Source organism: Microbacterium helvum (assembly GCF_014779795.1).
Taxonomy (GTDB): Bacteria; Actinomycetota; Actinomycetes; order Actinomycetales; family Microbacteriaceae; genus Microbacterium; species Microbacterium helvum.
In genome coordinates this window covers 178,120-190,102 of record NZ_JACXZS010000002.1, presented here as the reverse complement: position 1 = coordinate 190,102, position 11,983 = coordinate 178,120, and the positions used below count along the sequence as shown (strand labels likewise).

Annotated in this window: 13 protein-coding genes; 5 read left to right on the top strand and 8 right to left on the bottom strand. The window is 70.4% G+C overall.

The annotated features are described in order from the left end of the window. Positions 1–23: 23 nt before the first annotated feature. The 3 genes from IF188_RS03985 to pdhA are packed head-to-tail and all read right to left on the bottom strand — an operon-like array spanning position 24 to position 3,590. The gene (locus IF188_RS03985) at positions 24–1,433 is read right to left on the bottom strand and encodes a dihydrolipoamide acetyltransferase family protein (protein WP_191170498.1); all 1,410 of its coding nucleotides are present in this window, start codon (positions 1,431–1,433) and stop codon (positions 24–26) included. After that, the gene (locus IF188_RS03980; RefSeq protein WP_224751411.1) at positions 1,430–2,443 is read right to left on the bottom strand and encodes an alpha-ketoacid dehydrogenase subunit beta; all 1,014 of its coding nucleotides are present in this window, start codon (positions 2,441–2,443) and stop codon (positions 1,430–1,432) included. The genes IF188_RS03985 and IF188_RS03980 overlap by 4 nt, the downstream gene beginning before the upstream one ends. A gap of 1 nt (position 2,444) precedes the next feature. Next, positions 2,445–3,590, bottom strand: coding sequence for a pyruvate dehydrogenase (acetyl-transferring) E1 component subunit alpha (gene pdhA / locus IF188_RS03975; RefSeq protein ID WP_191170497.1), 1,146 nt, complete (start codon positions 3,588–3,590; stop codon positions 2,445–2,447). Between the two features lie 166 nt (positions 3,591–3,756). Between pdhA and IF188_RS03970 the strand changes: the two genes are divergently transcribed. Continuing rightward, complete coding sequence (locus IF188_RS03970) at positions 3,757–4,227, top strand: Lrp/AsnC family transcriptional regulator (protein ID WP_191170496.1); 471 nt, start codon at positions 3,757–3,759, stop codon at positions 4,225–4,227. On the opposite strand, the gene IF188_RS03965 is transcribed toward IF188_RS03970, so the two are convergent. Then, positions 4,202–5,203: an EamA family transporter gene (locus IF188_RS03965; protein ID WP_191170495.1), complete on the bottom strand. Its 1,002-nt coding sequence runs from the start codon at positions 5,201–5,203 to the stop codon at positions 4,202–4,204. The two genes, IF188_RS03970 and IF188_RS03965, sit on opposite strands and share 26 nt — an antisense overlap. A gap of 74 nt (positions 5,204–5,277) precedes the next feature. Here IF188_RS03965 and IF188_RS03960 point away from each other — a divergent pair, with 74 nt between their 5' ends. Next, the gene (locus IF188_RS03960; RefSeq protein WP_191170494.1) at positions 5,278–5,832 is read left to right on the top strand and encodes a CGNR zinc finger domain-containing protein; all 555 of its coding nucleotides are present in this window, start codon (positions 5,278–5,280) and stop codon (positions 5,830–5,832) included. Here the strand turns inward: IF188_RS03960 and IF188_RS03955 are convergent. Next, a complete protein-coding gene (locus tag IF188_RS03955) occupies positions 5,792–6,691 on the bottom strand; it encodes an alpha/beta fold hydrolase (RefSeq protein ID WP_191170493.1) in 900 nt (299 codons plus the stop codon). The genes IF188_RS03960 and IF188_RS03955 overlap by 41 nt on opposite strands. A 109-nt stretch (positions 6,692–6,800) precedes the next feature. Between IF188_RS03955 and IF188_RS03950 the strand changes: the two genes are divergently transcribed. Continuing rightward, positions 6,801–7,532, top strand: coding sequence for a 3'-5' exonuclease (locus IF188_RS03950; RefSeq protein ID WP_224751408.1), 732 nt, complete (start codon positions 6,801–6,803; stop codon positions 7,530–7,532). A 66-nt stretch (positions 7,533–7,598) separates the two neighbouring features. Here the strand turns inward: IF188_RS03950 and IF188_RS03945 are convergent, their stop codons facing one another. From IF188_RS03945 to glgA, 3 genes are all read right to left on the bottom strand, one after another. Continuing rightward, on the bottom strand, positions 7,599–7,856 hold the full coding sequence (locus IF188_RS03945; protein ID WP_018170680.1) for a type B 50S ribosomal protein L31: 258 nt from the start codon (positions 7,854–7,856) through the stop codon (positions 7,599–7,601). Positions 7,857–7,955: 99 nt separating this feature from the next. Beyond that, positions 7,956–8,741 (bottom strand): ABC transporter ATP-binding protein, encoded by a 786-nt coding sequence (locus IF188_RS03940; RefSeq protein WP_191170491.1) that lies wholly within the window; start codon positions 8,739–8,741, stop codon positions 7,956–7,958. A 9-nt stretch (positions 8,742–8,750) separates the two neighbouring features. Beyond that, positions 8,751–9,944, bottom strand: a complete 1,194-nt coding sequence (glgA, locus tag IF188_RS03935) for a glycogen synthase (RefSeq protein WP_191170490.1) — start codon at positions 9,942–9,944, stop codon at positions 8,751–8,753. Between the two features lie 47 nt (positions 9,945–9,991). On the opposite strand from glgA, the gene IF188_RS03930 reads away from it, so the two are divergent. Both IF188_RS03930 and serB read left to right on the top strand, forming a co-directional pair. Continuing rightward, complete coding sequence (locus IF188_RS03930; protein ID WP_191170489.1) at positions 9,992–11,236, top strand: glucose-1-phosphate adenylyltransferase; 1,245 nt, start codon at positions 9,992–9,994, stop codon at positions 11,234–11,236. A 57-nt stretch (positions 11,237–11,293) separates the two neighbouring features. Then, the gene (gene serB / locus IF188_RS03925) at positions 11,294–11,935 is read left to right on the top strand and encodes a phosphoserine phosphatase SerB (protein ID WP_191170488.1); all 642 of its coding nucleotides are present in this window, start codon (positions 11,294–11,296) and stop codon (positions 11,933–11,935) included. The last annotated feature ends 48 nt before the right edge of the window (positions 11,936–11,983 follow it).

The following is an 11,983-nucleotide window of genomic DNA, read 5'->3' as shown; positions in this document are numbered from 1 at the left end:
CGGCCGATCGATGCCGCCGCGGCTCAGCGCAGCAGCATCGCCCTCCCCGGCTCGCGCAGCACGTCGGCGACCTCGACCAGGAACCGCGACCCCTGCTCGCCGTCCACCAGTCGATGATCGAACGACAGCGCGAGCGTCATGACGTCGCGCAGCGCGATCTCGCCGCGGTGCTCCCACGGCTGGCGTCGCACCGCGCCGAGCGCCAGGATGCCCGCCTCCCCCGGGTTGATGATCGGCGTGCCCGCATCCACGCCGAACACCCCGACGTTCGTTATCGAGAAGGTGCCGCCCATCATGTCGGCCGGCGCCGTCTTACCCGCACGCGCCGTCTCGGCGAGCGCGCGGATCGCATCCGCGAGCTCCACGAGCGTGAGCTCGTGCGCGTCGCGGATGTTGGGCACGACGAGCCCGCGCCCCGTGGCCGCGGCGATGCCGAGGTTGACATAGTGATGCTCGACGATCTCGCCCGCCTCGTCGTCCCACTTCGAATTGAGCCCCGGGTGGCGCCCCAGCGCGAGACAGGCGGCCTTGGCCGCCACGGCCATCACGCCGATGCGGTGGTCGGCGAGGGCCTTGTCCGCCTTCAGCGACGCGATGAGCTCGCTGGTGGCGGTGACGTCCACGGTGAGGAAGGTGGTCACGTGCGGAGCCGTGAAGGCGCTGCGCACCATCGCGTCCGCCGTCATCCGTCGCACCCCGCGGATGGGGGTGCGCGTCGTCCGCTCCCCCGGCGCGCGTTCCGGCGCGAGCTCCTCAGCGGTGTCGGGGACGCCGGAGTCCTCGACCGCCGCCGCACCCTGCGTCGCCGCGACCCCGACGCGTTCGGCATACGCTTCGACATCGGCGCGCGTGATGACGCCGGACGCTCCCGTCGCCTCGACGAGCGCGAGGTCGATCCCGAGCTGCTTCGCGAGGGCCCGCACCGGCGGCGTCGACCGCGGGCGCTCCGGGGCCTGTCCGCCGTTGTCGCCGAAGCCGGGCGCGTCGAGAGTGATCGCGTCGTGCGGTGCGGCTTCGAGGACGGCGGTGTCGGACCGGGTGGATGCCGGTCCCGCGACCCGTGCGCGCCGCTGCGGTCGTCCGGCGCCGCGCGGGGCGGCGCCGTACCCGACCAGGTTCGGTTCGGCCTTCTCGCCGTCGGCCGCGGGCGCGGACTGCTCCGTCACGGCGACCGGCTGCGGTGCGGCATCCCCCTGACCCGTATCGAACGTGACGAGCACTGAGCCCACCTCGATCACGTCACCGGCGTCGGCGTGGAGCGCGGTGATCGTGCCGGCGTACGGCGACGGCAGCTCGACGACCGCCTTCGCGGTCTCGACCTCGGCCATCGTCTGGTTGAGCGCGACCGTGTCGCCCACGGCGACGAGCCATTGCACGAGCTCGGCCTCGGGAAGACCCTCGCCGAGATCGGGCAGTCGGAAGTCCTGCGTCATCGGTCCGCCACCCCCGAAAGGCTGTTCGGCCGGTCCATGACGCGGTCGACGGCGTCGAGGATGCGGTCGAGATCGGGCAGATGATGCTTCTCGAGCTTCGCGGGCGGGTACGGGATGTCGTGACCGGTCACCCGCTGCGGCGCCGCCTCAAGGTAGTTGAAGCAGCGCTCGGTGACACTGGCGATGAGCTCCGCGCCCACACCGGCCTCGCGCGCGGCCTCGTGGGTCACCACGACGCGGCCGGTCTTGCGGACCGACGCCGTCACGGTCCGGTAATCGACGGGAGAGATCGAGCGCAGATCGATGACCTCGATCGACACCCCGTCGTCCTCGGCGGCGGTGGCGGCATCCATCGCGGTCGCCACCTGTGCACCATACGTCAGCAGTGTCACGTCGGTGCCCGGCCGCGCGATCCGCGCCAGTCCCATGGGCGGCGCGTCGGCCAGCGGCAGGTCGAGGTCGACCTCGCCCTTCGAGTGGTACAGGCGCTTGGGCTCGAAGTAGACCACCGGGTCGTTCGAGGCGATCGCCTGACGCAGCATGACATATGCGTCCTGCGGGTTCGACACCGCCACGACGCGAAGTCCCGACGTGTGCACGAAGTACGCCTCGGGCGACTCGGAGTGGTGCTCGGCGGCGCCCACGCCGCCGGCCCACGGGATGCGGATCGTGATCGGCATCGTGACGTTGCCGCGCGTGCGGTAGTGCAGCTTCGCCACCTGGCACACGATCTGGTCGAACGCCGGGTAGACGAAGCCGTCGAACTGGATCTCGACCACGGGACGGTAGCCGCGGAACGCGAGTCCGACGGCCGTGCCCATGATGCCCGCCTCGGCGAGCGGGGTGTCGATCACACGCTGCGCCCCGAACTGCGACTGCAGCCCGTCGGTGATGCGGAACACGCCACCGAGCTTGCCGATGTCCTCGCCCATGACGAGGACCCTGTCGTCGTCCGCCATCGCACGGCGGAGACCTTCGTTGATGGCCTTCGCCATCGTCAGCTGCGCCATGTCACGCCTCCTGCGCGGGAGCACTGAGCTCGACGGGAGCAAAGCCGTCGAGATACGCGCCGAACCACTCGCGCTGCTCGTCGATGCCCGAGTGGGGCTCGGCGTACACGTGGTCGAGCACCGTGAGCGGCGCCCGGGTCGTGGCCGTCATCGCCGCCTCGCGGACGGAGGCGGCCAGCGTGTCGGCATCCCTGTCCACACTCGCGACGAACGCGTCGTCGAACTCGCCGCGCGAGCGCAGCAGCGCCTCGACGCGGGCGATCGGATCGCGGCGCCGCCAGGTCTCGACCTCGTCCTTGTCGCGGTAGCGGGTCGGGTCGTCCGACGTGGTGTGCGGGCCCATCCGGTATGTGACCGCCTCGATGAAGGCCGGTCCCTTGCCGCTGCGGGCGTGGTCGAGTGCCCAGCGCATCGCGGCGAGGCACGCCAGCACATCATTGCCGTCCACCCGCATGCTCGGGATGCCGAAACCCGGCGCGCGGCCGGCGATCGGGACCTTCGCCTGCAGGGCGACGGGCTCCGAGATCGCCCACTGGTTGTTCGTACACACGAAGACGACGGGCGCGCCGAACGACGAGGCGAAGACCATCGCCTCGTTGACGTCGCCCTGACTGGACGCTCCATCGCCGAAGTACGCCACGGACACCTGGTCGGTCCCGTCGCGCTGGACGCCCATCGCGTAGCCGACCGCGTGCAGCGACTGCGCGCCGATGATGATCTGCTGGGTCGCGGTGTTCAGCTCGTACGGGTCGTAGGTGGAGTGCTCCTCGCCGCGCCAGGCCAGCACGAAGTCCGAGGGCTTGCCGCCGCGGGCGTAGACGACGCCCGTCTCGCGGTAGCTGGGGAACGCGAAGTCGTCGGCGCGCAGGGCCCGGGCGGTGCCGATCTGCGTCGCCTCCTGGCCCTGACAGGGCGGCCACAGGCCGAGCTGCCCCTGCCGCTGCAGGGCGACGCCTTCGACGTCGATGCGGCGCAGCAGCACCAGGTCGCGATACAGCGACCGCAGCGCGGCCGAGTCGACGTCCGCGATCCAGCGGTCGAGTTCGGGATCGGCGATGCGCTCGCCGTCGGGGGTGAGCAGGCGGGCGACATCCTCGATATCGGTGCCGAGATCCGCCGTGGGGGTCAGGGTGTGCGTCATCGTCATCACTCCTCGTTGCGGGCCCCCTTGTGAGGAGCCGCCTCGTGTGCGCGCCGGCCTCTTCGCCGACACCTCGAGGCTACGTCGGGGTCGCACCTCGCTCAAGCATTCGGGATCCGCTTGAGCATGTTGATGAATTCTGCCCCCGAAACCCGTGCTAACGTTTCGCACTATGAGTGCCCTCGATCACGTCGACCTGGAGCTGCTCGCGGCGCTCTCTGCCGATCCCCGCGCGACCGTCGTCGCGCTCGCCGAACGGCTGGGGCTGTCGCGCAACACCGTCCAGGCGCGCATGGCCCGGCTGGAGCGCACGGGCGTGTTCCTCTCTTACGAGCGCGCGATCTCGTCGGCGGCCCTCGGGTTCCCGATCGAGGCCTTCATCAGCGTCATGGTGCGGCAGGCCGACCTTCCCCGCATCGCCGTCGAGCTCGCGCGCGTGCCCGAGGTCGTACAGGCCCACGGCCTGTCGGGTCAGGTGGATCTGCTGGTGCGCGTCGCCTGCCGCGACACGCAGCACCTGTTCGACACCGATGCCCGCATCCTCGCGATCGAGGGCGTCGAGCGCACCGAGACCTCACTCGTGATGGGCGAGGTCATCGCCCATCGCGTGACCCCGCTCATGGAGTTGGCACGGCGGGAGTGACCGCCGCCGGGGGCGCGGTCGCCGTCGCGTCGGCGCGCACGAGCACGACGCCGACGAGGATCAGCGCACCGCCGACGAACTGGATCGGCGCCGGGACCTCGGCCAGGAAGATCCACGCGAACATGAGGGCGAACAGCACCTCCGAGAGGCCGACGAACGACGCCACGCGCGATCCGATGCGCGGCACCGCCATGACGCCCAGCGCATAGCCGAGGGTCGTCGCGACCGCGGCGACCCAGAGCAGCGGCATCCACCACGGCACTTCGGTCCCGGCGAGCACGACCGTCACGGCGGGCGCCCGGAAGGGCAGGATGCCGGTCAGGCACAGCACACCCATCGCCAGCGCGCCGGTCAGCAGTCCGCTCGCGGCCAGCGCCAGAGGCGGCAGATCGTCACCGGCACGCTCCGAGATGACGAAGTACGCGCACACGCACACCGCCGCCGCCAGGGCGAGCAGGGTGCCGACCAGGTCGAACGAGGCCCCCGAGATGTCGACGACGAGCACGAGTCCCACCATGGCGACGGCGGATCCCCACAGCACCAGCGCCGACGGCGCCGTGCGCGTGCGGATCCACACGAAGCCCACCAGCATCACCGGCGCCAGGTACTGGATGAGCAGAGCCACTGCCACCGGCATCCGCTGCATCGCAGAGAAGAAGAACAGCTGACAGCCGAGCACCGGCATGAGACCGAACCCGATGATGAGCCTGTAGTGCCTGCGCAGGAAGCCGCGCTGGCGCCGCATGGCCCGGAACAGCGCCGGCGACAGGATCAGTCCGGCCACGCCCATCCGCACGAGCAGGGCGGCACCGAGGGACCACCCCGCCTCCAGCAGCGGCTTCACGAACGGACCGCTCGATGAGAACGCCAGGGCGGAGGCGACTCCCATGAGCAGCCCCGTGGTGCGCAGGCGCGCGGTGGAGACGGATGCGGGACCCGGCGCGATGACGGGAACGGACGCGGTCGAGGCGGTCATGGGCGGCATCCGACTGTCAGGGGTGAAAGCTGTTTACACTGGTGACAGTAGCGAGGCTGATGTCAGGAGTCAATGTGGTTTTCATTCATGACACGCAACAGAGCCTGCGCGCGGCCGCGTACCTCGTCAACACGATGCCCGGCTACGACGGCCAAGACACGCTCACGACGCTCGAGCAGTTCGACGACTACCTGCGGGTGAACCCCTACACCGGCGTGATCCGGCGCGACGAGGCCGAGCTCGAGGCCATCCGGGTGATCCGCCCGCGGCTGCGCGAACTGTGGGAGGTCGACCGCGAGGGCGCGGTGCCGCTCGTGAACGAGCTGCTGCGCGACGGCCGGGCACTCCCCCGCCTCGTGATCCACGACGGCTTCGACTGGCACGTGCACGCCACGAGCGACGATGCGCCGCTGCAGACCCGCATCCTGGTCGAGGCGGCGATGGCCTTCGTCGATGTCATCCGCGCCGACGAGTACGACCGCGTGCGCGTGTGCGCGGCCGACGACTGCGACGGCGTCTACGTCGACTACTCCAAGAACGGGTCGAAGCGCTATTGCGATTCGGGCAACTGCGGCAACCGCATGAACGTCAACGCGTACCGGCGTCGGAAGGCGCGAGAAAGCGCGTGATCGCGTCGGCGGCGGCCGCCGGCGTCTCGTAGTGGATCAGGTGGCCGACCTCGGGGATCTCCACCAGCTCGGCGTCGGCGAACATCGCCCTGAGCCGTCGCTCGGCCTCGATGGGCGTGATGTCGTCGCGCTGCGCGGCCACGAGCAGCGTGGGCTGCGCGATGCGCGGGGCGGCCTCGCGCACGTCGTGCGACACCGACGCGACGAACGCGTCGTGCAGCACGTCGCGGTCGGCGAAGCGCGAGAAGTACGTGTCGTGCTGGTCGTGGACGAAGCGACGGATGCCGGGGTCCTTGGCCTTGGCCATCGACACGCTCATCACCCGCACGATCAGCCCGTTGCGCAGCAGGGCGTCGCCGAGACGCGCGGGGAGCCGGGCGCCGGCCCAGTAGTAGAAGACGGCGAGACGCGTCAGGATCCCCCGGGGTCCCTCCAGCGCGGGCGCGCCGATCGGGTTCACGAGGATCATCTGCGGCGTCGGCAGACCGTCTGCGACGGCCGCCGACACGACGATCGACCCGAAGGAGTGGCCGAGGATCACCGCTCCCGGCGCGACGGCGGTGACGAACTCCTGCAGCCACTGCACGTAGAGGGCGAGGTCGTGCGTTCTGCCGGGGATCGGCGCGGTCTCGCCGAAGCCTGGCAGGTCGGGCGAGATCACGCGGATGCCGGGCAGGTGGGCGACGACCGGTTCCAGCCCGTGATGCTCGCCGCGGAAGCCGTGCACTGCGACAACGGTGCGCTCGGCGTCCTCCGGCCCGTAGACCCAGTACGCCGTCACGCCGCCGAGCACCGCGACCTCACGCCGCTCGACAGGGATCTCGTCGAGCATCGAGGCGTACGGGTTGGGCGCGGTCACCCGTCGAGTCTACGTTCCGGCGCCCGCACGTCCGCCGCGCCGGGCCCGCCTGCGCAGCGCTCGGAGCGCCTGCGCCACGATGTCGGAGCCCGCGCATACCGTGAACGGCATGACCACCCGCCACGCTGAGCAGCTGTCGCTGTGGGACGTGCCGGACTGGGTGCGGCTGGTCGGGGTCTTCGATCTGGAGACCACGGGCGTCGACGTCACGGGCGATCGCATCGTGACCGCACATGTCGGCCTGCTGGACGCCTCGGGCCTCATCGTCCGCGCGCGCGACTGGCTCGCCGATCCCGGCATCCCGATCCCCGAGGGCGCCAGCGCGATCCACGGCATCAGCACGGAGTACGCCCGGGCGAACGGCCGCCCCGCCCACGAGGTGGTGTCCGAGGTGGTAGCGGCGCTGCGCGGACTGCTGGACGCCGGCATCCCCGTCGTCGCATACAACGCGCCGTTCGACTTCTCGCTGCTCAAATACGAGTCGCTGCGCCACGGCGTGCCGCCGATCGAGAATCCCTCGCCCGTGATCGACCCCCTCGTCGTCGACAAGGCGTACGATCGCTGGCGCAGAGGAAAGCGCACACTCGAGGTCGTCGCGGCACATTACGCCGTGAAGCTCGACGCCGCGCACGAGGCGTCGGCGGACGCCGTCGCAGCCGGGCGCGTCGCTCAGGCCCTCGCCGAGCGCTACGCGCCGTGGCTGCCCGAAACGGCGCACGAGCTCCATACGCGACAGGTCGCGTGGGCGCGCGCGCAGGCGGCCAGCCTCACGGAGTACTTCATCCAGATCGGCCGGCTCGACCCCGACGACCGCCTCGACGGCCGGTGGCCCATCCGCTGACGCCGGCTGCCCCCAGGAACGCAGAAAGCCCCACACGATGTGCGGGGCTTTCGTGGCGGGCGGGGCTTACTTGGAAGCGCCGCCGAAGTTCTTGAAGCGCTGGTTGAACTTCTCGACACGACCGGCCGAGTCCATGATGCGCTGCTTGCCCGTGTAGAACGGGTGCGAGGCCGACGAGATCTCGACGTCGATGACGGGGTACTCGACGCCGTCGAGCTCGATCGTCTTGTCGCTGGTCACCGTCGAGCGGGTGAGGAAGGTCTCGCCCGAGCCGAGGTCACGGAACACGACGGCCTGGTAGTCCGGGTGGATGTCAGTCTTCATGATGGTCCTTTGAGGATGGTGCCCTGGATTTTGCCAGGGCGGTCAAAGTCTTGAGTGCGGGCACGCGTGTGCACGCACCAAGGATCTAGTCTACCAGCCTCAGTGCGCGGCGCGTGCCGCGAAGCGCCCGCCGTCTTCGGTGAGCCGGATCGGCACGCCGAAGGTCTCGGTGAGAGCATCGCCGGTGAGCGTCTCGCGGATGGGGCCGGAGGCCACAGCCTTGCCGTCGCGGAGCAGCAGCACGTGCGTGAAGCCGACCGGGATCTCTTCCACGTGGTGGGTGACCATGATCATCGCGGGCGTGGTCGGCGCCGATGCGTAGCCGCCGAGCAGGATGAGCAGCTCTTCGCGCGCGCCGAGGTCGAGGCTCGCCGTCGGCTCGTCGAGCAGCAGCAGCTCGGGGTCCGTCATGACCGCGCGCGCGATCTGAACGCGCTTCTGCTCGCCGTCCGACAGCGTGCCGAACGTGCGGTCGGCGAGGTGATCGAGCTTCCACTCGGCGAGCACCCGCAGGGCCCGGCGCTCGTCGATGTCTTCGTAGTCCTCGCGCCAGCGGCCGAGCACCGAGTACGCCGCCGTCAGCACGACGTTGAGCACGGTCTCTTCCGGCGGCACGCGGCGCGCCATGGCCGACGAGGCGAATCCGATGCGCGGGCGCAGCTCGAACACGTCGGTGCGGCCCAGTCGCTCGCCGAGGATCGTGACGACCCCCGAGGTCGGGTGCAGCAGCGTGTCGGCCATCTGCAGGACCGTGGTCTTGCCGGCGCCGTTCGGGCCGAGGACGACCCACCGCTCGTCGTCGTTGATGGTCCAGTCCAGGTGGTCGACGATGTTGCGTGCGTTTCGGCGGACGACGACGTCGGAGAACTCGAGCACCTGGGGCATGCTCCCAGCCTACCGGCCGCCGGCGGCCACCTCCGCGTACAGCGAGGCGGTCTGCTCGGCGATCCGCTGCCAGCTGAAGTCCTCCGTGGCACGGCGGCGTCCGGCGGCCCCGTACTCCCGCGCCCGGGCGGGATCGCTCACGACCTCGGTGAGGACGCGGGCGAGATCGGACACGAAGGCTTCGGGGTCTGTCGGTGTGCCGGTGCCGTCCTGCACCTGGTCGATCGGGACGATGCGCCCGGTCACGCCGTCCACCACGACCTCGGGGATGCCGCCGGTCCCGGTTCCGACGACGGCGGCGCCGCACGCCATCGCCTCGAGGTTCACGATGCCGAGCGGCTCGTACACCGAGGGGCACACGAAGGTCGTCGCGGCGCTGAGGATGGTGCACAGCTCGTGGCGAGACAGCATGCGGTCCAGCCACACGACACCCTCGCGGGTCGCCTGCAGCCCGCGCACGAGCTCCTCGACCTCGGCCATGATCTGCGGCGTGTCGGGAGCCCCCGCGGCCAGGATCACCTGAACGTCCGCGGGCAGTCGCTCGGCGGCGCGCAGGAAGTAGGGCAGCCCCTTCTGGCGCGTGATGCGGCCCACGAAGACCACGGACGGCTTCGCCGGATCGATCCCCAGCTCGGCGAGCAGCTCCGGATCCTCGACGGGATGCCAGGCCTCGACGTCGATGCCGTTGTAGATGACGCGCACCCGGTCGGGCTCCAGGGCGGGGTAGCTGCGCAGGATGTCCTCGCGCATGCCGTTGCTCACGGCGACGACCGCCGCCGCGCCCTCGTACGCGGTCTTCTCGATCCAGCTCGACACCGCGTACCCGCCGCCCAGCTGCTCGGCCTTCCACGGCCGCAGCGGCTCGAGGCTGTGGGCCGTGACGATGTGCGGGATGCCGTGCAGCAGCGACGCGAGGTGGCCGGCGAAGTTGGCGTACCAGGTGTGGCTGTGCACGACGTCGGCGCCGGCGACGTCGGAGACGATCTCCAGGTCGGTGCCGAGGGTCTGCACGGCCGCGTTGGCCGCCCCGAGTCCCGCCGGGACGGCGTACGAGGTCGTCCCCTCTTCCGAGCGGTCCGCGCCGAACGCCCGGACGCGCACATCCAGCTCTGCCCGCAGCGCTTTCACCAGCTCTGTGACATGGACTCCGGCACCGCCGTAGATCTCCGGCGGGTACTCCTTCGTGACGATGTCGACTCGCATGCTCGAACGCTAGTACATCGGTCGAAACGCGTCCTAGTGTGGGTCACATGCCAGCAGCGCCCAAGGTCTTCGGAATCATCCTCGCCGGCGGCGAGGGGAAGCGGTTGATGCCCCTGACTGCGGATCGAGCGAAGCCTGCCGTCCCCTTCGGGGGCCAGTACCGGCTCATCGACTTCGCGATCTCGAATCTCATCAACTCGGGGCTCCGGCAGGTGGTGGTGCTCACGCAGTACAAGTCCCACAGCCTCGACCGGCACATCTCCCAGACCTGGCGCATGTCGGCTCTGCTCGACTCGTACGTGGCCTCCGTCCCCGCCCAGCAGCGACTCGGCAAGCGGTGGTTCTCGGGCTCTGCCGACGCGATCCTGCAGAGCCTCAACCTCATCACCGACGAGAAGCCCGACATCGTCGTCGTGATCGGCGCCGACCACGTCTACCGCATGGACTTCCGCCAGATGCTGGCCGCCCACATCGAGTCGGGCGCGCGGGCAACGGTCGCCGGCATCCGTCAGCCGATCTCGCTCGCGAACCAGTTCGGCGTCATCGACGTCGACCCGGCCGACCCCAGCCGCATCCGCGAGTTCCTCGAGAAGCCGCAGAGCCCGGTGGGACTCGCCGACGCGCCCGACCAGGTGCTCGCCTCGATGGGCAACTACATCTTCGACACGCAGGCGCTCATCGAGGCGGTCGAGTCCGACGGCGAGCTGCCGACGTCGAACCACGACATGGGCGGCGACATCGTCCCCTATTTCGTGTCGCGCGGCGAGGCCGGCGTGTACGACATGAACCGCAACGACGTGCCCGGCTCCACCGACCGCGACCGCTACTACTGGCGCGACGTCGGCACGATCGACTCGTTCTTCGACGCGCACCGCGACCTGATCTCGACGCTGCCGATCTTCAACCTGTACAACACCGACTGGCCGATCCACTCGCAGGCGGTCAACTCGCCGCCCGCGAAGTTCGTGCGCGACTCGGTGGGGCGCATCGGCAACGCGATCGACTCGATCGTCTCGCTCGGCTCGGTGCTGTCGGGCACGCACCTCGAGCGCAGCGTCGTGGGGCCGTGGACGCTGGCCGGCGGCGGGTCGACCATCACCGACTCGGTGCTGTTCGACTATGTGCACGTCGGCGCCGGTGCGAGGGTGCACCGCGCGATCCTCGACAAGAACGTCGTGCTCGATGACGGCGCGACCGTCGGCGTCGATCGCGAGAAGGACCTCGCCCGCGGATTCACCGTCACCGACAGCGGCATCACCGTCGTCGGAAAGGGCGTCCGCGTCGAGCGCTGACCGCTTGCGGCCGACATGCGGTCGGGTGCGGCATCCACCGTTCGCTAGCGTTGACGCATGCCTTCCGCACCCGCGCGCTTCCTCGTCGTGCTCGACGCCGATTCGACTCTGATCCGCAACGAGGTCATCGAGCTGATCGCCGACGAGGCGGGGCGCGGGCCCGAGGTGGCCGCGGCGACCGAGGCCGCGATGCGCGGCGAGGTAGATTTCGCCACGAGCCTGCGCTCGCGCGTCGAAGCCCTCGCCGGCGTGCCGGTCGCGGCGTTCGCCCGCGTGCTGGCGCGCATCGAGCCGACTCCCGGCGTGCGCGAGCTGATCGACGCCGTCCATGCCCGCGGCGGCGCGGTGGGCGTCGTGTCGGGCGGGTTCCACGAGATCCTCGACATCGTCGCGCCGGACCTCGGCGTCGACGTGTGGCGCGCGAACCGCCTCGCGACGCGCGACGGCGTGCTCTCCGGTGTGGTGGACGGAGAGATCGTGGATGCCGGCGGCAAGGCACGGGCCCTGCGCGAGTGGTCGTCCGAACGCGGCGTCGACCTCTCGCGCACCGTCGCGATCGGCGACGGCGCGAACGACCTCGCCATGATGGCGGAGGCGGGGCTCGGAGTCGCGTTCAACGCGAAGCCCGCCGTGCGCTCCCAGGCCGACGTCGTGATCGGCCCGGTCGATCTGCGCGAGGTCATCGCTCTGCTTCCCTGATGCCGCGCGATGCCCGGGCGCGTGTCGGCGGCCGTCGATAGCCTCAGG

Excerpts from the sequence above, each read along its gene's own strand:
- IF188_RS03985 (WP_191170498.1), bottom strand. The coding sequence starts at position 1,433 with ATGACGCAGGACTTCCGACTGCCCGATCTCGGCGAGGGTCTTCCCGAG.
- IF188_RS03980 (WP_224751411.1), bottom strand. The coding sequence starts at position 2,443 with ATGGCGCAGCTGACGATGGCGAAGGCCATCAACGAAGGTCTCCGCCGT.
- pdhA (WP_191170497.1), bottom strand. The coding sequence starts at position 3,590 with ATGACGATGACGCACACCCTGACCCCCACGGCGGATCTCGGCACCGAT.
- IF188_RS03970 (WP_191170496.1), top strand. The coding sequence starts at position 3,757 with ATGAGTGCCCTCGATCACGTCGACCTGGAGCTGCTCGCGGCGCTCTCT.
- IF188_RS03965 (WP_191170495.1), bottom strand. The coding sequence starts at position 5,203 with ATGACCGCCTCGACCGCGTCCGTTCCCGTCATCGCGCCGGGTCCCGCA.
- IF188_RS03950 (WP_224751408.1), top strand. The coding sequence starts at position 6,801 with ATGACCACCCGCCACGCTGAGCAGCTGTCGCTGTGGGACGTGCCGGAC.
- IF188_RS03945 (WP_018170680.1), bottom strand. The coding sequence starts at position 7,856 with ATGAAGACTGACATCCACCCGGACTACCAGGCCGTCGTGTTCCGTGAC.
- IF188_RS03940 (WP_191170491.1), bottom strand. The coding sequence starts at position 8,741 with ATGCCCCAGGTGCTCGAGTTCTCCGACGTCGTCGTCCGCCGAAACGCA.
- glgA (WP_191170490.1), bottom strand. The coding sequence starts at position 9,944 with ATGCGAGTCGACATCGTCACGAAGGAGTACCCGCCGGAGATCTACGGC.
- IF188_RS03930 (WP_191170489.1), top strand. The coding sequence starts at position 9,992 with ATGCCAGCAGCGCCCAAGGTCTTCGGAATCATCCTCGCCGGCGGCGAG.
- serB (WP_191170488.1), top strand. The coding sequence starts at position 11,294 with ATGCCTTCCGCACCCGCGCGCTTCCTCGTCGTGCTCGACGCCGATTCG.